Source organism: Epilithonimonas sp. 33E (assembly GCF_059372615.1).
In genome coordinates this window covers 3,656,965-3,682,610 of the sequence record NZ_CM182009.1, presented here as the reverse complement: position 1 = coordinate 3,682,610, position 25,646 = coordinate 3,656,965, and the positions used below count along the sequence as shown (strand labels likewise).

Annotated in this window: 17 protein-coding genes; 12 read left to right on the top strand and 5 right to left on the bottom strand. The window is 35.0% G+C overall.

Going from position 1 to position 25,646, the window contains the following annotated elements:
- Positions 1–12: 12 nt before the first annotated feature.
- The 3 genes from rfbA to AC5P2S_RS16905 are packed head-to-tail and all read right to left on the bottom strand — an operon-like array spanning position 13 to position 3,159.
- The gene (gene rfbA, locus AC5P2S_RS16915; protein WP_283415988.1) at positions 13–873 is read right to left on the bottom strand and encodes a glucose-1-phosphate thymidylyltransferase RfbA; all 861 of its coding nucleotides are present in this window, start codon (positions 871–873) and stop codon (positions 13–15) included.
- A 10-nt stretch (positions 874–883) separates the two neighbouring features.
- The gene (gene rfbB / locus AC5P2S_RS16910; protein WP_494555700.1) at positions 884–1,963 is read right to left on the bottom strand and encodes a dTDP-glucose 4,6-dehydratase; all 1,080 of its coding nucleotides are present in this window, start codon (positions 1,961–1,963) and stop codon (positions 884–886) included.
- Between the two features lie 29 nt (positions 1,964–1,992).
- Positions 1,993–3,159 (bottom strand): nucleotide sugar dehydrogenase, encoded by a 1,167-nt coding sequence (locus tag AC5P2S_RS16905; RefSeq protein WP_494555699.1) that lies wholly within the window; start codon positions 3,157–3,159, stop codon positions 1,993–1,995.
- A gap of 184 nt (positions 3,160–3,343) precedes the next feature.
- Between AC5P2S_RS16905 and rimP the strand changes: the two genes are divergently transcribed.
- The 6 genes from rimP (at position 3,344) to AC5P2S_RS16875 (ending at position 14,406) form a co-directional block, all read left to right on the top strand.
- Positions 3,344–3,811, top strand: coding sequence for a ribosome assembly cofactor RimP (rimP, locus tag AC5P2S_RS16900; protein WP_283415991.1), 468 nt, complete (start codon positions 3,344–3,346; stop codon positions 3,809–3,811).
- A gap of 72 nt (positions 3,812–3,883) precedes the next feature.
- Positions 3,884–5,116 (top strand): transcription termination factor NusA, encoded by a 1,233-nt coding sequence (gene nusA / locus AC5P2S_RS16895; RefSeq protein ID WP_120212209.1) that lies wholly within the window; start codon positions 3,884–3,886, stop codon positions 5,114–5,116.
- Positions 5,117–5,224: 108 nt separating this feature from the next.
- Positions 5,225–8,071, top strand: a complete 2,847-nt coding sequence (infB, locus tag AC5P2S_RS16890) for a translation initiation factor IF-2 (protein WP_494555698.1) — start codon at positions 5,225–5,227, stop codon at positions 8,069–8,071.
- Positions 8,072–8,350: 279 nt separating this feature from the next.
- Positions 8,351–9,691: a T9SS type A sorting domain-containing protein gene (locus tag AC5P2S_RS16885; RefSeq protein ID WP_494555697.1), complete on the top strand. Its 1,341-nt coding sequence runs from the start codon at positions 8,351–8,353 to the stop codon at positions 9,689–9,691.
- Positions 9,692–9,887: 196 nt separating this feature from the next.
- Entirely contained in the window at positions 9,888–12,815 is a 2,928-nt protein-coding gene (locus AC5P2S_RS16880; RefSeq protein ID WP_494555696.1) for a SusC/RagA family TonB-linked outer membrane protein, read from the top strand.
- Between the two features lie 10 nt (positions 12,816–12,825).
- Complete coding sequence (locus AC5P2S_RS16875) at positions 12,826–14,406, top strand: RagB/SusD family nutrient uptake outer membrane protein (RefSeq protein WP_494555695.1); 1,581 nt, start codon at positions 12,826–12,828, stop codon at positions 14,404–14,406.
- 60 nt (positions 14,407–14,466) lie between these two features.
- Here AC5P2S_RS16875 and AC5P2S_RS16870 read toward each other — a convergent pair whose 3' ends face one another.
- Positions 14,467–15,144 (bottom strand): hypothetical protein, encoded by a 678-nt coding sequence (locus AC5P2S_RS16870; protein WP_494555694.1) that lies wholly within the window; start codon positions 15,142–15,144, stop codon positions 14,467–14,469.
- Between the two features lie 146 nt (positions 15,145–15,290).
- Between AC5P2S_RS16870 and AC5P2S_RS16865 the strand changes: the two genes are divergently transcribed.
- The 6 genes from AC5P2S_RS16865 (at position 15,291) to pckA (ending at position 24,845) form a co-directional block, all read left to right on the top strand.
- A complete protein-coding gene (locus tag AC5P2S_RS16865; RefSeq protein ID WP_494555693.1) occupies positions 15,291–17,213 on the top strand; it encodes a putative porin in 1,923 nt (640 codons plus the stop codon).
- Between the two features lie 135 nt (positions 17,214–17,348).
- On the top strand, positions 17,349–18,923 hold the full coding sequence (bshC, locus tag AC5P2S_RS16860; RefSeq protein WP_494555692.1) for a bacillithiol biosynthesis cysteine-adding enzyme BshC: 1,575 nt from the start codon (positions 17,349–17,351) through the stop codon (positions 18,921–18,923).
- 38 nt (positions 18,924–18,961) lie between these two features.
- Positions 18,962–20,962, top strand: a complete 2,001-nt coding sequence (locus AC5P2S_RS16855) for a LysM peptidoglycan-binding domain-containing protein (protein WP_494555691.1) — start codon at positions 18,962–18,964, stop codon at positions 20,960–20,962.
- 201 nt (positions 20,963–21,163) lie between these two features.
- The gene (gene fabD, locus AC5P2S_RS16850; protein WP_494555690.1) at positions 21,164–22,039 is read left to right on the top strand and encodes an ACP S-malonyltransferase; all 876 of its coding nucleotides are present in this window, start codon (positions 21,164–21,166) and stop codon (positions 22,037–22,039) included.
- A 171-nt stretch (positions 22,040–22,210) separates the two neighbouring features.
- Complete coding sequence (locus AC5P2S_RS16845; RefSeq protein ID WP_494555689.1) at positions 22,211–23,113, top strand: GYDIA family GHMP kinase; 903 nt, start codon at positions 22,211–22,213, stop codon at positions 23,111–23,113.
- A gap of 118 nt (positions 23,114–23,231) precedes the next feature.
- Positions 23,232–24,845, top strand: coding sequence for a phosphoenolpyruvate carboxykinase (ATP) (gene pckA, locus AC5P2S_RS16840; RefSeq protein ID WP_494555688.1), 1,614 nt, complete (start codon positions 23,232–23,234; stop codon positions 24,843–24,845).
- A 34-nt stretch (positions 24,846–24,879) separates the two neighbouring features.
- Here the strand turns inward: pckA and AC5P2S_RS16835 are convergent, their stop codons facing one another.
- Complete coding sequence (locus AC5P2S_RS16835; RefSeq protein WP_494555687.1) at positions 24,880–25,635, bottom strand: hypothetical protein; 756 nt, start codon at positions 25,633–25,635, stop codon at positions 24,880–24,882.
- Positions 25,636–25,646: the final 11 nt, after the last annotated feature.

Genomic DNA, 25,646 nt, shown 5'->3' with positions numbered 1-25,646 from the left:
TTGTATTTAGTTTTATTTTATAAGGTTTTTCAGATATTCACCATATCCGCTTTTACCATATTTTGCGGCTGTTTCCAGAAGTTTTTCTTCATTAATGAATTTGTTCCTGAAAGCAATCTCTTCTATACATCCAATTTTGAAGCCTTGTCTTTTTTCAATCACACTTACAAATTCGGAAGCATCATTTAGAGAATCGAAAGTTCCCGTATCGAGCCAAGCAGTACCTCTGTCTAATACTCCTACTTCCAGTTTTCCATTTTGAAGATAAACATTGTTCACATCAGTGATCTCAAGTTCTCCTCTTGCAGAAGGTTTAATGTTTTTGGCAATTTCCACAACATCGTTGTCGTAAAAATATAATCCGGGAACAGCGTAATTTGATTTTGGCTGTAAAGGCTTTTCTTCAATAGAAACGGCCTTAAATTCATCATCAAATTCCACAACACCATATCTTTCCGGATCCGAAACGTGGTAAGCGAAAACTACACCTCCATCAGGATTTGTCTTATTTTTAAGCAAAGTTCCCATTTCGGAACCGTAGAAGATATTGTCGCCTAAAACCAATGCTGCCGCATCGTCTCCGATAAATTGATCTCCTAAAATAAATGCCTGCGCAAGACCATCAGGACTTGGTTGTACCACATATTCAATATTACAGCCGATTTGAGAACCGTCACCTAAAAGTTTAACGAATCCTGCCTGATCATGTGGAGTTGTAATTATCAAAATATCTTTAATTCCTGCTAATAATAAAGTGGATAGCGGATAATAGATCATGGGTTTGTCGTAAACAGGCATCAATTGCTTACTCACGGCAATGGTAAGAGGGTAAAGTCTTGTTCCGGAACCTCCGGCTAAAATTATACCTTTCATCTTGTGTTATTTAATTGTATTGCTTTTCGTAATATTTCTGGTAATCTCCGCTTGTTACATTCTCCAGCCATTCTTTATTTTCAAGATACCAGTCGATGGTTTTTGCCAAACCTTCTTCGAACGTTACAGACGGTTTCCATCCAAGATCAGAATTAAGTTTTGTAGCATCGATTGCGTAACGTTTGTCGTGACCCGGTCTGTCTTTTACAAAGGTGATCAGCTTTTCAGAATAGCCTTCCGGTCTTCCTAATTTTGCATCCATTTGTTTGATCAGTTCTTTTACAAGATCAATATTCTGCCATTCGTTGAAGCCTCCGATATTATAGGTTTCGCCGGTTTTAGCTTCATTGAAAATTTGGTGGATTCCTTTTGCGTGGTCGATTACGAATAACCAGTCTCTTGTATATTTTCCGTCACCATAAATAGGCAGAGGTCTTTCATTGATGATATTTGAAATGCAAAGAGGAATCAGTTTTTCAGGGAAATGATTCGGACCGTAATTGTTAGAGCAATTTGAAATAATAAACGGCATTCCGTACGTATTTCCATAAGCTCTTACCAAATGATCGGAAGCTGCTTTCGAAGCTGAATATGGCGATTGCGGATCATAAGCTGTTGTTTCTAAAAAGAATCCTGTCTCTCCTAAGCTTCCGTAAACTTCATCTGTAGAAACGTGATAGAAAAGATTTGTTCTTTTTTCGTCCGGAAATCTTCCGTGGGTATGATCAGGATTTAATGTCCAGAATTCTTTACAAAGATTCAAAAGATTCGCGGTTCCGTTTACATTTGTGTTGATAAATGCCATCGGATCGGTAATGCTTCTGTCCACATGACTTTCTGCGGCTAAATGCACAACCGCATCCGGGTTATATTTTTCAAAAACTTTTCTTAATTCTTCAGGTTTGGTGATGTCGGCTTTTTCGAAAACATAATTAGGCTCATTTTCAATGTCCTTAAGGTTTTCAAGATTTCCTGCGTAGGTAAGAGCGTCAAGATTGATGATCGTTGTTTCAGGATTGTTTTTTACAAACTCTCTTACAACGTGTGACCCGATAAAACCGGCTCCTCCTGTTATGATAATATTCTTCATAAATGTTTTTATAAAAATAACTTTTAATTTTAATCGTTTCCGAATAAATCTCTAGTGTATACTTTTTCTTTTACATCCTCCAATTCTGGTGTATTTCGGTTGGATATGATAATGTCACATTCTAGTTTAAAAGCATCTAAATCCCGAGTAACCTTCGAACCGAAAAAAGTTTCTTCTTTCAGAACAGGTTCATAAACAACTACTTCCACGCCTTTTGCTTTGATTCTTTTCATAATACCTTGTATTGCGGATGCCCGGAAATTGTCTGATCCGGATTTCATTATTAATCGATAAACACCGACTTTCTTTGGTTTTTTTTCCAAAATAGAGTCCGCAATAAAATCTTTTCTTGTGCGATTAGCATCTACAATAGCCTGGATAAGATTATTGGGAACCGAATTATAATTAGCAAGTAATTGCTTAGTGTCTTTTGGAAGACAATAACCGCCATAACCAAAAGATGGATTATTATAATGAGAACCGATTCTTGGATCCAGTCCTACACCTTCTATAATCTGACGGCTGTCCAATCTATGGATTTGGGAATAACTGTCCAGCTCATTGAAGTAAGCTACACGCATTGCCAAATAGGTATTCGAGAATAATTTGATAGCTTCTGCTTCTGTTGCATTGGTAAAAAGAGTGGGGATATCTTTTTTTATAGCGCCTTCTTTCAAAAGATCCGCAAAAACCGCTGCCCGCTCACTTTGTTCACCAATAATAATTCTCGATGGGTAGAGATTATCGTAAAGTGCTTTTCCTTCCCTCAAAAATTCCGGAGAAAATATAATATTGTCAAACTCTAAATCTTTTTTCAGATTTTCTGTAAAGCCAACAGGTACAGTAGATTTTACAATGACAACTGCTTTTGGGTTATTGGTTTTAACCTCTTTTATCACATTTTCAACACTACTGGTGTCGAAGTAATTGGTAGAAGGATCGTAATCTGTTGGGGTGGCTACTATAATAAAGTCCGCACTTTTATAGGCCTCGTCTTTATCAAGACTTGCCTTTAGATTCAGATTTTTGGTTTTTAGAAATTCCGTAATTTCGGGGTCATCAATTGGAGATTGCTTATTATTGAGCATTTCAACTTTTTCCGGAATAATGTCCAGGGCAATCACATTATGATGTTGTGCTAGCAAAACAGCATTAGACAGCCCAACATATCCGGTTCCAACAATTGTAATATTCACAAAGAATAAGTTTTAAAATTCTGGCAAAAATAAGAAAAAATTACTTGCAGTATGTATAATTGAAATAATTGGTTTCTTGTATATTAAAGAAAAAATAATTATCTTTGCAAAAGATTTACGGGAAAAATGGGAAGGCTTTCGCAAGAATGCCTTTTTTCGTAGATATAATTAGCTGGTGATAATTATGGATTTTAAAACGGAAATACATCGTTTACTCAACGAGTTTCTTTTAACAAGACCGGATCTTTTTTTAGTAGATCTTAAAATTTCTGCATCTTCGGATATTACAGTGATTTTGGATGGTGACAATGGTGTTACGCTTCAGGATTGTTTGGATGCAAGCAGGGCAATTGAATTTAATATGGATCGTGAAGAGCACGATTTTAGTTTGCAGGTAATGTCTGCTGGATTGAGTGAGCCATTGGAATTTCCAAGACAATTCAGAAAGAATATTGGAAGATCAATTGATATATTGTTAAGTGATGATTCCAAAGTTGAAGGAGAATTGGTGAATGTGGATGAAGAAAAAATTGTAATCCGACTAGAATACAGAAGACCTAAATTAATTGGAAAAGGAAAAGAAGATGTGGTTGAAGATAAAGAGATTCCTTATTCCGAAATCAAAAAAGCATTAGTAGTAATAAAATTTTAACAATATGATGAAAGATATTGACTTGTTATACGATCAATTATCAATCATCAATTATCATTTATAAATATAAATATGGATAATTTAGCTTTAATAGAAGCCTTTGGTGATTTTAAAGAAATAAAAAATATCAGCAAAATAGATTTAATGGCTATTATCGAAGATTCTCTTAAGACTCTTCTTAGAAAAAGATATGATTCTGATGACCATTTTGATGTGATTGTGAATCCTGATAAAGGAGATTTTCAGATCTTTTTGAACAAAGTGATTGTTGAAGATGAGATGTCTGAGGATGATGACCTGGAAATCGAGATTTCTGAAGTTAGAAAAATTGACCCGACTTTTGAAGTAGGTGAAGAATATACGCAAGAGATTCCTGTATCCAAATTAGGAAGAAGAAATATCTTAACACTTAAACAGATCTTGGCTACAAAAATCCAGGAGCATTTTAATGCTGCTTTATATGATCAGTTCCGTGACAAGATTGGAGAATTGGTAGTTGGAGAGGTTCACCATATCCGTCACAAGCATGTGATTTTGTTGGATGATGAAGGGAATGAATTCATTCTTCCAAAAGAAAATCAAATCCCTTCTGATTTTTTCAAAAAAGGTGATAATGTAAGAGCGATTGTGGAAAGTGTGGATTTCAGAGGATCAAAACCTCAGATTATGGTTTCCAGAACAGCGCCTAAATTCCTTGAAGAATTATTGGAACTTGAGATTCCAGAAATCCAGGATGGAACAATTATCTTGAAAAAAGTAGTTAGAATCCCAGGTGAAAAAGCGAAGATTGCCGTAGATGCTTATGATGACAGAATTGATCCGGTTGGAGCTTGTGTGGGTGTGAAAGGTTCAAGAATCCACGGGGTTGTAAGAGAATTAAGAAACGAAAATATCGATGTGATCCAATGGTCTAAGAATCCTGAGATTCTTGTGAAAAGAGCTTTAGGAAACATTACAATTAACAAGATTGAGGTTAATCCGGAAACTAATTATGCTTTGGTTTATACACCGGTTGACGAGATTTCTAAAGTGATAGGTAAACAAGGTCAGAATATCAAATTGGCATCATGGTTGTCAGGATATGAGATCGATGTTTACAGAGAAACTTCGGAAGATGATGATGTTGAATTGGTAGAATTCAATGACGAGATCGAATCTTGGATTATCGATGAGTTCAAAAAAGTCGGATTGAATACGGCAAGAAGTGTTCTTGATAAAGATACAGAAGCGTTGCTGAATATTGTTGACCTGGAAGAGGAAACAATTGAAGAAGTGAAAAATATTCTAAGAGAAGAATTAGAATAAGATTGAAATTTATTTCAGAATTAATTCTGAGAATCAAATAACTTAATAAAAAGAAAAATAGAAGCTTAAAAGCTTAAAACGCTAAAAGCCAAAAGCAAATTAATATTTATGCCAAAAATAAGATTAAATAAAGCCGTTAAAGAACTTAACATATCTATACCCAGAGCTGTGGAATATCTCCAGAGCAAAGGCATAGCTGTGGACAGTAATCCTAACGCTCTATTAGAAGACCAGGCATTTTCTGCATTGGAAGCTGAGTTCCGAAAAGATGGAGAACAAAGAAAAGCTTCTCATGAGGTAGTGATTTCTAAAGTTCCTGATGAAAAATTAGCAATTGAAGAAAAAGCTCCTGAGGTAATAAGAGCCAAAGCAAATCTAAAACCTGAAACCAAGGTTCTAGGAAAAATAGATCTTAATCCTGCAAAACCGTCTGAAGAGGTAGCTCCAGTAGAACCAGTACAGGAAAAGGTTCATGAGGAAAAGCCGGAAATTATAAAGAAGGAGGAGAAGCAAGAGTTCAAAGTTTTGGATAAAATTGATTTATCAAAACTTGAAAGCAACAAACCAAAAGCTTCTAAAGAAAAAGAAGAAGTTAAAGAAACGCCAGCTCCAGCCGTTCAGGAAGAAAAAAAACCTGAAGCGAAAGTTGAAAAAGCACCTGAACCTGTTGCAACTTCTGCTCCAGAATCAGATGAACCTCAAAAAATTGAAACGGTTTATCAAAAATTAGACGGACCAAAAATTTTGAAACAAACTGTAGATCTTTCTCAGTTTAACAAACCAAAACCTTCTGGTAATTCTAATAATAACGCGGCCAAAAAGAAAAGAAAGCGTATTACTAAGGATGTTCCAGGACAGAATAATGCGGGTCAAGGTAACAATCAGCAAGGAGGAGGAAACAGACCAGGCCAAGGCGGTCAAAACCGTCCGCAGGTCCAAGGTAGCAATAACCAAGGCGGAAACCGTGGCGGAAATAATAACAACCGAGGCAATAACAACAACCGTGGTGGAAACAACAGAGGCCAAGCTCGTGTAATGCCGGTTGAACTTACGGATGAGCAGGTTAAAAATCAAATTAAAGAAACTTTAGAAAAACTGACTAACAAAGGAGGTAAGTCTAAAGGTTCCAAACATAGAAAAGAAAAGAGAACCTGGAGAAGAGAGCAAGACGAGCTTCAACAAGAGATCGACGCACAAGACAGAACTTTAAAAGTTACAGAATTCATTACAGTAAGTGAATTGGCTTCATTAATGAATGTAAGTGCAACAGAAGTTATTTCTGCTTGTTTCTCATTAGGCGTGATGGTAACAATGAACCAGCGTTTGGAAGCTGATACCTTAACATTGGTAGCTGACGAATTTGGTTATAAAATCGAATTCTCGGATGCTGACATCGAAGAGGCTGCAGCCGAAGAAGAACCGGATGCAGAAGAAGATTTGTTGCCAAGAGCACCTATCGTAACAGTGATGGGACACGTTGACCACGGTAAAACATCATTGCTGGATTATGTTAGAAAAACAAATGTTATTGCCGGTGAATCCGGAGGAATTACTCAGCACATTGGTGCATATAATGTGAAGCTGGAAAATGGACAAAGAATTACATTCTTAGATACACCAGGTCACGAAGCCTTTACAGCGATGAGAGCGAGAGGTGCGCAAGTTACCGATATTGCGATTATTGTAGTGGCTGCCGATGATGACGTAATGCCACAAACCAAGGAAGCTATTGCGCACGCACAGGCTGCTGGCGTTCCTATGATTATCGCCATCAACAAAGTGGATAAGCCAAATGCTAATCCTGATAAAATCAGAGAGCAGCTTTCTGCTATGAATGTATTGGTTGAAGAATGGGGTGGAAATGTTCAAGCGCAAGAAATTTCAGCTAAATTTGGTAACAATGTTGAGTTGTTATTAGAAAAGGTTCTTTTACAAGCTGAACTTTTGGAATTGAAATCCAATCCAAACAAACAAGCAAGTGGAGTAGTCATTGAAGCAGCTTTGGATAAAGGTCGTGGATATGTTGCTACAATGTTAGTTCAAAATGGAACTTTAACTGTTGGTGATTATGTACTTGCTGGGAAAAATCACGGTAAAGTGAAAGCTATGTTGGACGAAAGAGGTAAACCAATGGAAAAAGCAGGACCATCAATTCCTGTTACCATTCTTGGTTTGGACGGAGCGCCAACTGCGGGTGATAAATTCAGGGTTTTTGCTGACGAAAGAGAAGCGAAGACTATTGCTAATAAGAGAGAACAACTTCAACGTGAACAATCTATCAGAACTAAGAAACATCTTACGTTGGATGAGATTGGACGTCGTATCGCTTTAGGAGATTTCAAAGAATTGAATATTATTCTTAAAGGTGACGTGGACGGATCTGTAGAGGCATTGTCTGATCAGTTACAGAGATTGTCAACTGAGGAAATTCAGGTTAACATCCTTCACAAAGGTGTTGGACAGATTACAGAAAGTGATATTCTATTAGCTGCAGCATCGGATGCGATTGTTATCGGATTTAATGTAAGAGCTAGTGTTAATGCAAAAGATATTGCTGATAAAGAAGAAGTTGAAATCAGAACTTACTCTATTATCTATAAAGCAATTGATGAGGTTAAGGAAGCGATGGAAGGATTACTTTCTCCGGAGATACAAGAACAAGTTATTGGTAATGTTGAGATCAGAGAGGTGTTCAAGATTTCTAAGGTTGGATCAATTGCTGGTTGTATGGTTCTTACAGGAAAAGTAACCAGAAATTCTAAGATTAGACTTTTAAGAGATGGCATTGTGAAATTCGATGGTGAACTGGAAAGTTTGAAGCGTTTCAAAGACGATGTTAAAGAAGTAACCAAAGGTTATGAATGTGGTCTTAATATCAAAGGCTATAACGACATAGAAGTCGGCGATATTCTTGAAGTCTACGAAGAAGTAGCTGTTAAGAAAAAGTTGAAATAAGACAAAATAGTAGAAACCAACTTGTTGGTTTTTACTATTTATAATAATTCCAAATAGATATTTAACTGTTGTGATTATGGTGAGTCATGACATGTGCTATTACTGTTAAAAATATAAAATTTTAATTTTATATTTTTAAAATCGCAAAATTTTATTGACAAACATTGTTTTTTTTCTAAAATAATGGTCTTAATGTTAACACCTTGATGTTTAAATTTTTTGTAATATTAATTTTTTTTAACATCTTTGTCTAATAGTAATTACATAAAAAGAAATATTATGAAAAAAATTTTACTTTCATGCGCTACTTTAATGTTAGCAAGCAGTGTTGCGGCACAATATTGGTCTCCTCAATATACTGGTTTTACTGAAGATAGTAGAGGGATTTCAGGGATTCATATTAAAGATAGGAATACTGTTTGGGCTTTTGCATATGATGGTACAGGGCAGATTGCTGATCTTCAGGAGTTTACAAAAACAAGTAATGGCGGGGCATTATGGACTCCTGGATTAATTGAATTGGGAGATCCAAGCTTAGTTATTCAAAACATTGTAGGGGTTGATTCTAATACTGCTTGGGTTATGACATCTAGGGAGGCTGATGGAACTGGAGGAGTTTATAAAACTACCGATGGTGGTGAATCTTGGGATTTTCAGGTTGCTGCTACATCTGCAGAATCTTGGAATAATTGGACTCATTTTTTTGATGCTAACAATGGGGTCTTTATGAGTGATCCTTCTTCGGGTTATTTTGAGATATTCACTACATCTGATGGTGGATCAAACTGGACAAGAGTGCCTTCCTCTAACATACCGGCTCCACTATCTTCGGAGTATGGCTATACTGGAGGTTATACTTATGTAGGTGATACCGTTTTTTTCTATACTAATAAAGGTAGAATTCTTAAATCAACAGATAAGGGGCTTACTTGGAGTGTTGCTTTGCCAGCAGGATTTGTAACTGATTTTGGTTCTGCAGCAAATAATGGATTGATGACTTTTAGTTCTCCCACTAAAGGGCTTGTTTTTAGAAAAACATTTAGTGGAACAACACCTACAGCTTTAGCATTATACAGAACAACCGATGGGACAAATTGGTCTCAGGTTACATATTCTGGAATTACTGCTGCTAGTAATATTACTGCGATTAGTTATATTCCAAATACTAATATACTTATTGCAACAACAGCAAACTCTACTACCGCTGGATCTTGGAAAAGTTTAGATAATGGGACAACATGGACTCAGATAGATACAGGAGTACAGCATGTAGGGGTTAAATGCTTTGATGATGTTACTTGTTTTTCTGGTGGATTCTCTAATGCTGCTCAAGGGACAGGCATTTTTAAATCTTCACAGTCTTTAGGTGTAGATAATTTATCTAATGTCAAAAATTTAGTGACACTTTATCCTAATCCAGTAGTTAATTATCTTAAAATTGACGCTAAAGGATATGATGCATCAAAAATAAATGTTAACATATCCGATGCTTCTGGAAAATTAATAAAGTCTTTTAAATCTCAAGATTCATATGATTTATCTAATTTTGTAAAAGGAACATATGTGGTTACTATTACTGATGGACAAAAATCTGAGACTAAAAAAATAATTAAAAAATAATTTAAAAATAATTTAAAAATAATTTAAAAATAATATAAAAAAAACACCTTCAATATTGAAGGTGTTTTTTTTTATTAACACTAAAACGAACGCTTACTTTATTAAAAAAATATATTTTTTTCAATATTTAAAATAAAAATTTGCAAATATTAGTAATTTTTAACATATTTGTTGCCTAAAATAAAATAGTGTTAATATGAATGTAAAATTACGATTGTTGACAATTGGTGTTATGTTCTTTACTGGACATGATCTAATAGCTCAAAAAACAAAAAATGATACTGCTTCGACTAAAACGGATATAGAAGAAGTGGTGGTGCTTGGGTATAGTAAAGTTACTACTAAACCTAAAGATGTTACAGCTAATACAACAATTTCTTCTGAAGTGTTGGAAAATAGACCAAATGCATCTTTTTTAAATTCTATACAAGGTTCAGCACCAGGGGTAACAATTGCTTCCAGTTCAGGATCTCCAGGTTCTGCTAAAATAGATGTTGTCATCAGAGGAGTATCCTCGCTTAATGCAAGTACAGATCCACTTATCGTTATTGATGGAGTGCCTACAAATGCAAACCAATTTAGAAATTTAAATCCTGAAGATATTGATACAGTTAGTATACTTAGAGATGCTGCTGCAACATCAATTTATGGAAATAGGGGTGCTAATGGGGTTATAATTGTTAAAACAAAAGGGGGTAAATTTAACTCGCCACTTTCATTTAGTTATAATGCTACAACTGGAATAAGCGTACTTCCTTCGAATAGATATCATTTAGCTAATGCAAAAGAGTTTTTAACTATTCAAAAAAAATTAGGAGTTACCGAAGCTGTAGCTATGACTGATGATGAAATAGCTAATTATCCGATTAATACTAATTGGAACAAAGAGTTTTTTAGACCTGATTTGGTTCAACAGCATAATCTGAATGCAACTTTTGGAGGAGAGAATGTAAGTGTATATTCTTCTTTGGGTTATTTAAATCAAGGAGGTATGGTTCCGTCTACAAATTTTCAAAGAATGACCTTCAGAAATAATATTACGGGTAAATCTAGTAATAATAAATTTAATTATAGTGTACAATTAGGTTTGGCATATTCTAAACGTAATCAATTAAATGAAGAAACTCAGGATATTAGTAATTTTATTTTACAAAATCCTCTACTAGGTGGCCTTATGGGTAATCCTTCAACTCCATCTAGTATAGCCAATACTGGACAAGAACTATTTAATATTCTAACTCAAAATCAAACAATTAATCCAAATTATAATAGAGGTGATTTTGTATATGTCCTTCAAGATATTCTTAAAAACAGGAGTGTTTTTCATCAGATTCAAGACACTAATATTTTCACAGGAACAACAGTTTCTTATAAACTGACGGATAAGTGGAGTGTGACAAACAGATCAGGATTAGACTATAAAATTACCAATGGAAATGCTGGAAGAGATCCTAATGGATTTTTAGCTTTAATTGTGGCTTATAATAATAAGCTCTCTAATGGTAATATGCCTTTTGGCGGTAATGAACAATTATATAATAGTAGAGAGCTTAATTTTAATTCTGTTACAAGCACAAATTATTCTATTGAATTCGGGGATAATCATTCTTTAGATCTTGGAGGATATCTAGAATACACTAAAGTTCATTATTTGTATAATTCTCAGAATCATGACGGTCTAGATCCGCGTGTATGGAGCAGGGGTACAGGTAAAGGATATGTCGCAACAATGATAGATGGTACAACTATAAGATATCAAAACACAGTAAGTGCACAAAAAGTAAATGCTGGATCATTAGCGTATTTTGCAACATTGGATTATGATTATGCCGGTAAGTACGGTTTAAGTGGTGTTATAAGAAGAGATGGCACATATAGATTTTCTTCAGACTATAGATGGGGTACATTTTGGTCTGTAGGAGCTAGATGGAATATTGATCAAGAGAATTTCATGCGAAACTCACCATTTCAAATGCTTAAATTAAGAGCATCTTACGGAACACAAGGGAATCAGAATGTTGTAGCACCCACATATGGGGCTAATGCATTATTAGTTGCTCCAAATCTTATTAGAGATGTAATGTCTGTAAATAGTACTACTAATCCAGTTTATAATAATGGAGCTTCAGGTTTCTATCTTTCACAACTTGGTAATTCGGAATTACAATGGGAAGAAATTGCACAAGCAAATATTGGAATCGATTTTAGAACATTAAAAGGGAGGTTAGAAGGTAATATTGATATTTATAATAAACAAACATCAAAATTATTTACAGATATACAAGTTTCTGCTGTAAATGGTTTGTATGAATATAATGGTAATTTAGGAGGAATAAGAAATAGGGGTATAGAACTATTATTAAGGTATAAAGTTTTTAATAAAGAAAATTTTAACTTATCTGTTTTTGCAAATGGATCATATAATAAAAATACTATTACAGATCTTCAAATTCCTTTGTTAACGGGTTCACTAATTAATCAGGTAGGAGGTACTGTTTATCAATGGAATGTTGTCCCTTATATGGGAATAGATCCTGAAACTGGGAAAATGCGATATATGGATATTAATGGAAATATTACCACTAACAATCCTACAGAAGCTGATAGGAGAGCAACTGGAAAAAATTATTTTCCAGCCTATATCGGTGGTTTTGGTTTCAATGTAGATTATAAAGGTTTCTTCTTGGATACATTATTCTCATTTCAAGCCGATTATTATAGAACAGATAATCAGGAATATTGGGCATATTTAGGACAAGGTTATGCGATGGATGGATTTAATGTTTCTAGCCACTTACTAAATGCTTGGACACCAGAGAATAAATACACAGATATACCAAGTTGGGATGTTCTAAAAGGATCAGATAATAGTTCGACATCTGATAGATTTTTGAGAGATGCATCTTTTATAAGATTTAAATCATTAACATTAGGCTATTCTTTACCCAAGAGATTTTCAGATAAAGCATTTGTTAAAAATCTTAAAATTTTCGTACAAGGTGAGAACTTGTATCTATGGAGGAAAGAATATAATGGATATGATCCAGAAGGTTTAGGAACTTTTCCTCTTGGAAGTTATCCTAATCCAAGAACTATTTCAGTTGGAACAAGCTTTGAATTTTAAAAAAAAAAAAATGAAAAAATATTTTATAAAATTATTTTTATTCTCATTAACAATAAATTCTATTACATCATGTAGTGATGCATTGGATATTATTCAAGAAGGGGAATTATCAAATGAAAATGTATATAAAACAACTTCTGATTTACAAAGAGTATTAGATGGAGATATTTATAATGGTCTATCTATCACCGATCAAATTAGTTTTACTTCATTGTTTACGGATGAAGTGGGAATTGGACCATCTAACTCTTCTTTTGGAACAGGGATTCATCAGTTTTATTTAGATACTACAACGCCGGAAGCTTCTGGTATTTGGGGAAACAATTATTATATTATAAATAGAGTTGTGAGACTTTTAGAAGGTGCTAAAAAGATAACTCCTTCGTCAGCAGAGTTACCAGCATATAATTCATATTTAGCAGAAGGTAGAGCTCTTAGAGCTTTTGCTTATTTACAATTATTATCTTATTATTCTACAGATATTTCTAATCCAAATGCCTTAGGAGTTATATTACTAGATCATATTCCTGATTTTTCAGAACAATTAACAAGAAGTAATAATTTGGAGATTTATAATGTAATCGAATCTGATCTTAATTTTGCTGAAAATAATCTTCTAACAAATGGTGACAGATATAACTCTCGCTATTTTGTTACCAAATCAATGGTCTATGCAACAAAAGCGAGATATTATCTTTATACAAAAAAATATGATTTGGCAAAACAATATGCCCAAAAAGTTATTTCAGAATCTGGTTTGAAATTAACGCTTGCTACTCCAGTACCTACACCAACAGCTACACAGCCAGAGAGTACTTATGGTAATAATTGGCATAGAAGCATAAACTCATATAGTACTACAAATCCTTATACAAGGATGTTACAAGATACAGATAGGGGAGAAGTAATATTTTCTTTAAGTAGGCCTACAGTAGGGACATGGGAAAATATAGCTGCGCTATTCGCTACTAATTCATCGACTGTTAGTGGTTCCAATTATGATATGGGTAGAAATTTATTCAATATTTTAGACAATAAATTTGGGGATATAAGAAAGTATGCCTATATTGATCCAACTTCAAGAATTAATGCGAATTATTTGACTATAACAGATTATAGAAGAGATGATGCTTTGGTGATTGATAAATACCCGGGGAAAACTGGATTTATACTTAGAAATGATGTGAAAGTTTTTAGATTATCCGAGATGTACTTTATTCTTGCTGAATGTGCTGTAGCCGAAAATAATCTTCCAGTTGCCGCAGGATATATAAAGTCAGTAAGAGATGCAAGAAGCTATAAAGGGATAACAACTTTACCGGTTTATGCATCTGCAAAAGATGCTCTGATTGATATATTATTAGAAAGAAGAGCAGAACTTTGCTTTGAAGGACATAGATATGTGGATTTAAAAAGATTAGGTCTAACAACAGGAATGGCAATAGATAGAAGCATTGTTGATGATTTTACTAAAGATGCTCCTACCTCAATACCAACAGATGATTATAGATTTACTTTACCAATTCCAAGAACAGAATTACAAGCTAATCAATTAATACAACAAAACCCAGGTTATAAAACTACGCCATAGCAGTTTTAGAATAGTAAAAAAATCCGAAGATATCCTTCGGATTTTTTTTGTTACTTATATTTATTCAGAAATTATTTTTACTATTTCTTTTAATGCATCTTCGTCTTTAATATAAGAGTTGTTTTTTTTCACAAATTGTTCTAATGAACTATTGTTTGGATAGTTATTTGAGAGTAAATCTTTTTTGTTTTTTGGAAATTCAGATATTTTATTATTTATCTTCAAATAATAATCAAATTTAAGAGATGAGAATTTTGGAGCTGTAGCTTCTCTATATCCATCTGTTGGCTTCGCAGATATTAAATTTACTTTATACTTCTTTAAAAGTGCGACATTATTATTATTATATAATTCTAAATAGTAACTAAAATTTCCATCGTTGTTATTTTCTAAAATAAATTTTGTGTTGTCATTTAAAACTATAGGGGAATAGATGACATCTTTGGGTAATTCATAAATGTTGTTACCATCCTTAAATTCAATTACATCTTTATAAGCATTATATTTAAACGTAATATTCGTATTTAAGCTTTTGATGTTTCCAGCTAAAAATTCAGTAGTACTATAAGGATTACCGGTAATAGTATTATTGCTTTTGTTAGGGTCATATACATTATTATTTCTTAATGCTGTGGATATTCTAGGATCAGAATCTAACATTCTCATAATTGCTGGCTGTGACTGGGAATATACTTTAAGATTACTTATTATAGCCACAAATACTATTATTTTTTTCATTTTAATGATTTTTGATTGTTAAATACAAATATATTTATTTTGATGAACTAATGTTTGCTTTTTCTTTTAATATTGCAAAAGTGCAGTTGTTAAAATCTTGATTGCAATAAAAAAATAACTACTACTTTTGTACTCAAATTTTCTTGATGAAATATTTATCAATACTGTTCCTTGTTTTTTGTGTTTTGATTAATGCACAACAAGTCAACAAAACCGACTCTAATAAGCTGCCTTCAGATACATTGAAAATAGACTCTGGGGAGAAAGATTCATTAGAGATATACAAGCCGACCATATACGATTATCAGGTCAAGAAAAGATTTTCAGAAAAGAAAATTTTTGACACCACTTTTGCGATTCAGAAATCTTATGTTGTAACCCAGTATAACAAAAAGGATAATTTCGGAAAAATTCAGTATGCCAATATCGGTTCGGGATTTCAGAATTTAGCCTATGAAAAAAACTCGGAACAGAATCTGACACTCCTTCCTGAAAACAAATCGTTTTATCTTTTAGGGGAAAATGATATCAACTATTATGACGTAAAAACACCGACAACCACATTTTTCTATAACAACGCAATGAAAAACGGAGGACAGTTGCATACAACTTATACTCAGAATATAGGAAAGAATTTCAATTTTGCCATAGAGTATATGGGATTAAGGTCTCAGGGACTTTACCGGAATAGTTTGGCTTCGAGTAATAATACCATTTTTAGTGGGCATTATATTTCTAAGAATAACAAATATGAAGCCTATGCCCATTACATCCATCAGAATGTGAACAATCAGGAAAATGGGGGAGTTGCAGATTTGAACGTGTTTTTAAGTGGGGATTCCAGATTTAATAACCGTCAGAACCTCGAAACCAATTTATCGGGCGCCGAATCCCGATATTCTTACAGAAGATATTATTTCAGTCAGGAGTTCGCACCTTTTGATCCAACAAAATATCCATTCAAGCTAAGACATACGATTTATCATCAGGGTAATAAATATTATTTCTCAGAAACGGCTTCGGATGTAGATTTTTTTGGTGGAATAGATATTTCAGGATTTCCATTAACTAATAAAAAGTTCTCCAACAATCTTAGCAACACTTTCAGCTTGGTTTGGGATAATGAGAAATTCAAGTTGGATGCAGGATTCCGACATCAGTACATCACATTCGGGAACAAAAATGCTTTTCCATTGTTACAAATTCCGGGTTATTTCAAAGAACAGAGATTTGGAGCAGTGGGGAATTTACAAATCAAATTGCTAGATAAGATTCAACTGAAGTCTTTCTTAGAAATTTCCAAAGGTTCAGGGTTCGAAAATTACATCAAAACCACCAACGAACTGGTTTTTGAACCGATTAAAGACTATTTGATAGAAGGCAGAATTAACTTCCAGTCCGCTTATCCGAGTTTTAATTATTTGGTCAATTCTTCACATTATCTCAACTACAACTATTATCTGCAAAACCCTAACAACGAAGCTGTTACTCAAATCGGCGGAACTCTGAGATTAGCAAAATGGTTCAACACGCAGCTTTTTGTAGATTATTACAGAATTGACAATTATACCTATTTTGATAATTCGGCAAAACCACAACAAAGTTCGTCTTCACTTAATATTTCTCAGATTGGAGGAGATGCAACAGCCAATTATAAGAGATTTCACTTGAACGGAAGAGTACTGTTTCAAAAAGCTTTGACCAACGATAATCTTTTGCCAATGCCCGATTTTATCGGAAGATTAAATATTTATTATCAGACCCCTGCATTCAAAAAAGCAGCAGAAATCCAGGCTGGAGTGAAATTGTACTACTTTACCAAATTTGCGTCACGGGAATTTTCGCCAATTCTTAACGAGTATATTCTGCCGGGGGCTAATTCTTATTCTATTGGAGGTCAGCCGATTGCTGATGTTTACATTAATATGAAAGTAAAGAGAATGTTTTTCTATGTGGAAGGACAGCACATCAACCAGACTTTTATGCAGAATAAATCTTTCACGGCTCCAGATTACCCGATTTACGATTTTCGTCTTAATTTAGGTGTGGTTTGGTATCTTTTCCATTAATTTTGTTAGAATAATTATGGCAGCTATTTCCGCCTTCCGCTCCCAATCTTTTTACTTTTTAGCAAAAAAGCAAAAAGGATTTCCGCTCAAGTCGGGCTGCAAGCCAGCAACGATCAACCAACAACTGACAACCAAATGACCATCGGTTTCGAACACATACACAGTATTCCACAGCTTGTAAAAGATTTCTTAGGAAAAAAACTGGACGGATTTCAGAATAAAACATTCGATTTAGACAACTTCAAAAATCAAATTTCTGAGAAACAAAATTCGTATTCTGATGACAAAAGAGAATTGCTTTACAATGCAGTCTTTTCTCAGAATCAGGAAGAGCAATTATCACCTAAACAATTGGAACATCTGTTTTCTTTGAAAGATAACAATACGTTCACCATTACAACAGGTCATCAGCTCAATCTGTTTACAGGTCCGGTTTTCTTTGTTTATAAGATTTTGCAGACCATCAAAACTGCAGAATTTCTGAAATCCAATTTTCCGGAGTATGATTTTGTTCCTGTTTTTTGGATGGCGACAGAAGACCACGATTTTGAAGAAATCAACCACTTCAAAACACGTGACCATTACTACGAAATCAAAGGTAATGCTGGTGGCGATGTTGGTAGGATTACAATCGATGAGAACTTTTTTGTTCAGGAATTTGAGAAAGAATTCAAAGATAATGTTTATGGAACCGAATTGATTCTTTGGATTAAAAAAGCCTATCAACAAGGGAAAACCCACACGCAAGCCATCAGATATCTGGTCAATCAATTATTTGCAGATTATGGGTTACTGACGATTGACGGAAACGAAAAAGAGCTGAAAAGTCAGGTTAAAAATATCTTCCGAAAAGAATTATTATCCAATCAGCTTTTCGAAACAACTAAAAATCAAAGAGAATTCCTCGAGAAAGAATATCACAAAGTTCAGGTCAATCCAAGAGAAATCAATCTCTTTTACCTGACAGAAACCAGAAACCGGATTGAGAAAATCAACGATGATTATTTCATTCTTGATACGGATTTGAAATTTTCAGAAGAAGAGATTCTCAACGAACTGGAAAATCATCCCGAAAAATTCAGTCCCAACGCAGTTCTTCGTCCGGCTTACCAGGAAACGATTATGCCAAATCTGGCTTATGTTGGCGGAAACGCTGAGATTATGTATTGGATAGAGTTGAAAGATTATTTCGAATCCATCAATCTTCCTTTTCCTATTTTGATTCCGAGAAACTCGATGTTGTTTCTGGAAGAAAAAACCTTCAGAAAAATTGAAAATTCAGGATTGAAGATTGAAGATTTCTTCGGGAACTTTGCGGAGGCCATCAACAAAAAAATATTAGACAACAACGAAATCAAGTCACTTCTTGAACAGAAAGAACAGGATTTGATTCATTCGTTTTCGGAAATAAAAACAAAAGCGGAACAGACAGATAAAACCTTTGCTAATCTTGTGAATGCAGAAGAAAACAGGCAATTAAAATCATTCAAAAGAATGCAAAAACGTCTTCTGAAAGCCGAAAAGATAAAACAATCGGAGAAATTGGACCAGATGCAAAATTTGTTTCTGAAAGTCCATCCGGGTGGAACCTGGCAGGAAAGAGTGCTCAATTTCAGCGTGTTCTACGCAGATTTAGGAAAAGAATGGATTGCCGAAACTTATCAACAAATGGATGTTCAAAAATCGGAATTGATTATTTCGCCCATTTAAATTGAAAGCATTATTTTTGTAACAATATAAAAAAAGGGATGATTAAAAAGATTTTCATTTTATCGGGACTTATCAGCTTTTTAGGGCTTTCTGCGCAGAAAACCCACACCGTTTTAGCTAAGGAAACGCCTTACGGGATTTCCAAACAATATGGTTTGACGGTAGATGAATTGTATCGGATGAATCCTTCCGCAAAAGATAATGGGCTGAAAATCGGCGATGTTATTGTCGTTTCAAAAGGTAGTAGCGGTACAAAAAATGTAGCATCCACGCCTGCTTCTACAAATTCTATAGCTAAAACAGGAAAAACAGGAACCATTACGTTGCAGCCAAAGCAAACCATTTACGGCATTACAAAACAATATCAAATTTCTGAGGCTGATCTTAGAAAACTGAATCCTGAACTGGATTCTCATATGAAAATAGGGGATAAGATTACTTTGCCTTTAGATAATATTCAGAAATTTGGTGGTTCTGCGCCTGCAGCAACAGCAGTTGTTCAGACAAATACAGAAAAACCTGCGGAAGTAAAAACGGTAACGAAAACTGAAACGACTTCTTCTGACAAAGGTTTATATGTTGTTCAGGCAAAAGACAATTATTATAAAATATCGAGACAGTTCAACCTGACTCAGAAGCAGTTATTCGCATTGAATCCGGGATTGGAATCTTCTGGTTTGAAGCCAGGTGAAGCAATCAGAGTTTCGGGTTCTGATTCTATTGCAACTTCTTCTAATAATTCTATCAAGGTTGAAGATAATTCTCAAAGCAATACAACTTCGGCTCCGGTGACGGAAACGACAAGACAGACTACGGTTTCCGAATCTGTGAAAAACTCGTCAAACACAGCTTCTTCAGAAGATGATTATGTAACTTACACAGTTCAAAGTGGCGATACAATGTTCAGTATTATGAACAGATTCAATGTGACGCTGGACCAGTTGATTAGCCTTAATCCAAATCTTTCTGATGGTTTGAAAGCCGGAATGACTTTGAAAATCAAGAAGCAAGACCCGATGTATTCCAAGAAAAGTGGAGATGTTTTGAGTGTTGTGTTGATGTTGCCTTTTGGGTTTGATGCCAACGATGCGAAGTACAGAACAATGTCTATGGATTTCCTGACGGGTGCGAAATTAGCTGCGGAAAGAAACGCAACCAACGGACAAAAACTGGACATCAAAGTGGTAGATGCCGGAAACGAAACAACTTTCAAAAATAGCCTTTCCCAAATCAATCCGGATAATACAGATTTGATTGTTGGGCCTTTTTTCAAATCAAGTGTTCTGGAAGTTCTAAGGTTTGTTAATGACAAAAAGATTCCTGTGGTTGCACCATTTGCTAACTCCGAAGACCTTTTTGATTACAGCAATCTGATTATCGTCGAAACTGAAAATTCGGTTTATTCTGACAGAATCGTAAAAGAAGTTGGTCAGGTTTATCAGGACCAGAAAATCTATATCGTTGCAGACAATTCCAAAGCGAATGCTAATGCAATTAAAGCCGGGTTGGAAAAATCATTGTCAAAACCGAATGTAGTTATTGTTAATTCCTCATCAGAAATTCAGCTGGAAAATAATATGATGACTGGACAATCGGTTCCTGTGATTGCCATTCTGGCGGACGATGACGAGTCTGCAGGTGCGGCTTTTGCTTCCAAAATCATTAATCTTGGAAAACAAACAGAAGGTGTAAAAGCATTCAGTATGTTCTACAGTCCAAGTTTTGAGAAAAATGTGGATGACCTTTCCAGAGCAAGTCTGGTTTATCTGATGGACAGAAAAATCAATTATGACGGTGATTTCGAAAAAGAAATTTTGGCGGCTTACAAAGCAAAATACTGCAAAACACCTTCAAAATATGCAGTAATCGGTTTTGATGTGATGAACGATATGCTGACCAGAGAAAACAAAAAAGGAGAAATTTTCAAGCAAATCGGAAAATCTCAAACACAACTAGCTACAAAATTCGAGTTTGTAAAGGCAAAACCAAACGGCGCTTACATCAACAACGGCTACAGAGTTGTGAGATTGATGCAGTAAGATATAATAATTGATAAGCGATGAACGATCATCATCCAATCTTATTAAGTTTATACTCAGCTTGTCGAAATACCTTTGTGAACTTAAAACATTTAGTAGTTAAAAATCTTTGTGGACTTTGTGTTCAGAAAAATAGAATAAAAATTTTTAAACATTGATGAATCAATCATTTATAATTCATCAATTATCATTTATAAATATATGAAAGCACTTGTATTTCCTGGGCAGGGTTCACAGTTTGTCGGGATGGGAAAAGAACTTTACGATTCCCGAAAGGATGTGAAAGACCTGATGGATTCTGCCAATGATATTCTTGGTTTTGATATTGTCTCAGTAATGTTCAATGGGACAGACGATGACCTTAAAAAAACCAGCGTAACTCAACCGGCTATTTTCCTGCACTCGGTTGCTGCTGTAAAAGTAGCGAACGGTTTAGGCGCTCAGATGGTTGCCGGACATTCTTTAGGCGAGTTTTCTGCTTTGGTTGCTAACGGTGTTTTGTCTTTCGAAGACGGACTGAAATTAGTTTCCGAAAGAGCACAGGCAATGCAAATGGCTTGTGATATTAATCCTAGTTCTATGGCTGCAATTCTTGGTCTGGAAGATGCGAAAGTTGAAGAAATCTGTACAGAAATCGAAGGTATTGTAGTTCCTGCCAATTACAACTGTCCCGGACAATTGGTAATTTCCGGTGAAACTGCATCTGTGGAAAAAGCCTGCGAAGCTTTGAAAGCGGCTGGTGCAAAAAGAGCTTTACTGTTGCCTGTAAATGGTGCTTTCCATTCACCTTTGATGATGCCTGCTCAGGAGAGATTGGCTGAGGCGATTGAAAATACAAAGTTCAGAAAAGCAACGATTCCGGTTTATCAGAACATCACGACAACAGCTGTTTCCGACCCGGAAGAAATCAAGAAAAACCTTATTGCCCAATTGACAGGTCCTGTAAAATGGACGCAAAGTGTGCAAAATATGATAAAAGATGGCGCAAGTAACTTCGTAGAAGTTGGTCCCGGAAAGACACTTCAAGGTTTGATTAAGAAAATCAATCCGGAAGTAACAGTTGCTTCTGCAATCTAAGAATAGAATTTTTAGGGCAGCTTAATCCGCCTGTAGTTTATCCTGAGCGAAGTCAAAGGGCTCCCAATCTTTTTACTTCTTAGCAAAAAAGCAAAAAGGATTTCCGCTCAAGTCGGGCTGCTGCGATTCAACGTTCAAAAAAACGATTATTAAAAAATAAAACAATCAACAATGAGCAGGATATTTTCACCAGGCAAGTTAATGCTTACCTCAGAATATGTTGCTGTTGATGGCGCTCTTGTTCTAGCTATTCCAACGAAGCTGGGACAAGAGCTTTTTTATACAGAGAATGACAACCAGAAGTCAGTAATTGTTTGGGAAGCCTATCATCAGAATCAATTATGGCTCAAAGCTGTCATCGATTATAAAAATTGGGAAATCCTTGAAACCAATGATTCCAAAGCGGCTGAATTCATTCTTAAAACACTCAAAAATGTTCAGAATCTTTCTGAAATCAAACTAAAAAGTGACATTTCGTATCACATCAAAACCAATCTTCAGTTTCCTTCAGACTTCGGATTAGGAAGTAGTTCTACATTGATGGCCAATCTTGCAGAATGGGCGGATATTGACGCTTTTATTCTTAATGAAATAACTCTTGGTGGAAGTGGTTACGATGTTGCTGTTGCCAAAGAAAAATCTGCCGTTCTATACAGTCGTTTTCCTGAAAGAGTTTATTATAAAATAAATTTCAACCCAAATTTCAAAGATGAGTTGATTTTCATTCATCTCAATCAAAAGCAAGATACAAGAGAGGGAATTTCTCTTTACAAGTCTAAGCCAACTTCAACGGAATTAATCAATCAATATTCTGAATTAACCAAAATGATTGTAAAGAGTCAGAATTTGGAAGAATTTTCAGAATTAATGACCATTCACGAGCAAAAACTGTCCGATTTTCTCGGAATCCCAACTGTAAAAGAAAAATATTTCCAAAATTGCCCGGGCTTTGTCAAAAGTTTGGGAGCTTGGGGCGGAGATTTCGTTCTTGCGTCCAAATTTGGAGATTATGAAAGCTATTTCAAAAAGCAAGGTTTCTCCAGAATATTTTCTTGGTCAGATTTAATTAATTGATTATTAATTAATTATAAATTTTATTTGAACTGATGAAAGTCAGTTTATAAAAACTTTGATAATTCGCCGATATTTTTACATTTGTCGCAACACCTTTAATCTTCAAAAAAAATTAAAAATGGACAAGTTAAAATCTTATCTTGAACGTCAAGGTATTTTCAATCCGAAAGAAATTATCCACAATCCAACTTACGAAGAAATTTTCCAGGCGGAAATGGATCCGAATAATTCCGGATTTGCTAAAGGCGTTTTGACAAAGTCGGGAGCTGTGGCTGTAAAAACGGGAATTTTTACCGGGAGGTCTCCAAAAGACAGATATATTGTAAAAGACAATATCACTCAGGATACGATTTGGTGGGACGGAAACATCAATCGCCCAACTACAGTCGAAGTTTTTGATGAGTTAAAAGATATCGTAACCAAAGACCTTTCTGGCGACAGAATCTACGTTATCGATACATTTTGTGGTTCTAATGAGGATACAAGATTGAAAGTGAGATTTGTCACAAAAGTGGCTTGGCAGGCTCATTTTGTGATGAATATGTTCATTCGTCCTTCTCACTATGACCTTCAGAATTATGGAGAACCGGATTTTGTGGTAATCAATTCTTCCGAATCTGTCAATCCGAACTGGGAACAACACGGACTTAATTCTGAAGTGTTTGTAATGTTCGATTTGACCAAGAAAATGCAGATTATCGGTGGAACTTGGTACGGCGGAGAAATGAAGAAAGGAATGTTCGCGATAATGAATTATTACCTTCCTCTGAAAGGAATGGCTTCTATGCATTGTTCTGCCAATGTAGGCGAGGACGGCGATGTTGCTGTTTTCTTCGGACTTTCCGGGACGGGGAAAACTACACTTTCTGCTGACCCGAAACGTTATCTGATTGGTGATGATGAGCACGGTTGGGATAATAATGGTGTTTTCAATTATGAAGGAGGTTGCTACGCCAAAGTGATTGACCTTAGTAAAGAAAAAGAACCAGATATCTATGGTGCAATCAGAAGAGATGCATTATTGGAAAATGTGGTTACGGATGACGAAGGAAATGTAGATTACACTGACGGCTCGATTACGGAAAATACAAGAGTTTCCTATCCAATTTATCATATCAGCAAAATTGTTCTGCCTTCCAAAGCTGGTCATGCGAGTAAAATCATTTATTTGTCGGCTGACGCATTCGGGGTTTTGCCCCCGGTTTCTATCCTGACAGACCAACAGGCGCAATATCATTTCCTTTGCGGCTATACATCAAAATTAGCAGGAACAGAACGCGGTATCACAGAACCGACACCTTCTTTTTCTCCCGCATTTGGAGAAGCATTTTTGACACTTCATCCAACAATGTATTCCAAAACGTTGATTGGAAAAATGAAAGAACACGGCGCAAAAGCTTATTTGGTAAATACAGGCTGGAACGGAACCGGAAAGAGAATTTCTCTCAAAGACACGAGAGCAATTATCGATGCGATCATTGACGGAAGTATTGATAAAGCCAAAACCAACAAAGTTCCTGTAATGAATCTGGAATTCCCTGTTGCATTGCCGAATGTTTCCGAAAATATCCTGGATCCGAGAGATACTTATGAGAATAGCTCTGATTGGGAAGCTAAAGCTAAAGATTTGGCTGCGAGATATATCAAATATTTTGAGCAGTTTACAGATAATGAAGAAGCTCTGGAATTGGTTTCTTCGGGACCGATATTGTCAGAAGTTCATCAGGATTAAAAATAGAAACGCTTCCAATTTTGGAAGCGTTTTTTTATTGTATTAATTTTCCGTCTTGTTGTAGGATAACTTTATTGTTTTGTTCAACGGTCAAATCGATTTCCGGTGCATCTTTTTCGCCAATAATTCCTCTGTAAATAATGTAACTGAACTCGCCTTTTTTGAAAGTGATGGTATGATTACCGCCGCTTCCTTCCATTCTGATTTCGCCATTAGTCAAAATCAAATCGGGTTTTGTAGATTCTTTTTTGCCTGATTTCCAAGAAGCATAACGGTATTTTCCATTGCTCAGTTCATCAATTCTAATCAAATAACTTTTAGTTGTCAATTTATAAACTGGCGATTTATATTGTCTCAAAGTGGAAAATAGATTTTTCTTTTCGTTAACAATAATGATGTTTTTTTGATTTGTTTCAAATGGACTTTGATAATTCAGTGCTATAATTCTTCCATCTGTATCAATCCACAAATCTCCATTATCAAGCATTATTCCTCGCCAGCCGACTTCTGACCATTGCTCAATTTTGGAATTTGAAATTTTATTAATGATTTTCGCATCAAAAATCTGATTAAATCTCTTCTTGAATTCAGCCTCGTTTTTGACATCAGGAATTGGATATTCTCTTCTTAGAGGATAATTAACGATATTAGTAATTCCGTCAATATTTTTAGTCTGAAATAACTTAATTACTTTTTGAATATTTTCAGTCTTAGTTTTATCCAGCTTTTCGTTTTGAGAAAATATACTGTTAGAAATCAGTAAAAAGAAAAATAAAATCTTGTATTTCATTACGAATCAAT

Excerpts from the sequence above, each read along its gene's own strand:
- fabD (WP_494555690.1), top strand. The coding sequence starts at position 21,164 with ATGAAAGCACTTGTATTTCCTGGGCAGGGTTCACAGTTTGTCGGGATG.
- AC5P2S_RS16880 (WP_494555696.1), top strand. The coding sequence starts at position 9,888 with ATGAATGTAAAATTACGATTGTTGACAATTGGTGTTATGTTCTTTACT.
- infB (WP_494555698.1), top strand. The coding sequence starts at position 5,225 with ATGCCAAAAATAAGATTAAATAAAGCCGTTAAAGAACTTAACATATCT.
- AC5P2S_RS16835 (WP_494555687.1), bottom strand. The coding sequence starts at position 25,635 with ATGAAATACAAGATTTTATTTTTCTTTTTACTGATTTCTAACAGTATA.
- pckA (WP_494555688.1), top strand. The coding sequence starts at position 23,232 with ATGGACAAGTTAAAATCTTATCTTGAACGTCAAGGTATTTTCAATCCG.
- AC5P2S_RS16875 (WP_494555695.1), top strand. The coding sequence starts at position 12,826 with ATGAAAAAATATTTTATAAAATTATTTTTATTCTCATTAACAATAAAT.
- AC5P2S_RS16855 (WP_494555691.1), top strand. The coding sequence starts at position 18,962 with ATGATTAAAAAGATTTTCATTTTATCGGGACTTATCAGCTTTTTAGGG.
- nusA (WP_120212209.1), top strand. The coding sequence starts at position 3,884 with ATGGATAATTTAGCTTTAATAGAAGCCTTTGGTGATTTTAAAGAAATA.
- AC5P2S_RS16870 (WP_494555694.1), bottom strand. The coding sequence starts at position 15,144 with ATGAAAAAAATAATAGTATTTGTGGCTATAATAAGTAATCTTAAAGTA.
- AC5P2S_RS16885 (WP_494555697.1), top strand. The coding sequence starts at position 8,351 with ATGAAAAAAATTTTACTTTCATGCGCTACTTTAATGTTAGCAAGCAGT.
- rfbA (WP_283415988.1), bottom strand. The coding sequence starts at position 873 with ATGAAAGGTATAATTTTAGCCGGAGGTTCCGGAACAAGACTTTACCCT.
- AC5P2S_RS16865 (WP_494555693.1), top strand. The coding sequence starts at position 15,291 with ATGAAATATTTATCAATACTGTTCCTTGTTTTTTGTGTTTTGATTAAT.
- AC5P2S_RS16845 (WP_494555689.1), top strand. The coding sequence starts at position 22,211 with ATGAGCAGGATATTTTCACCAGGCAAGTTAATGCTTACCTCAGAATAT.
- rimP (WP_283415991.1), top strand. The coding sequence starts at position 3,344 with ATGGATTTTAAAACGGAAATACATCGTTTACTCAACGAGTTTCTTTTA.
- rfbB (WP_494555700.1), bottom strand. The coding sequence starts at position 1,963 with ATGAAGAATATTATCATAACAGGAGGAGCCGGTTTTATCGGGTCACAC.
- bshC (WP_494555692.1), top strand. The coding sequence starts at position 17,349 with ATGACCATCGGTTTCGAACACATACACAGTATTCCACAGCTTGTAAAA.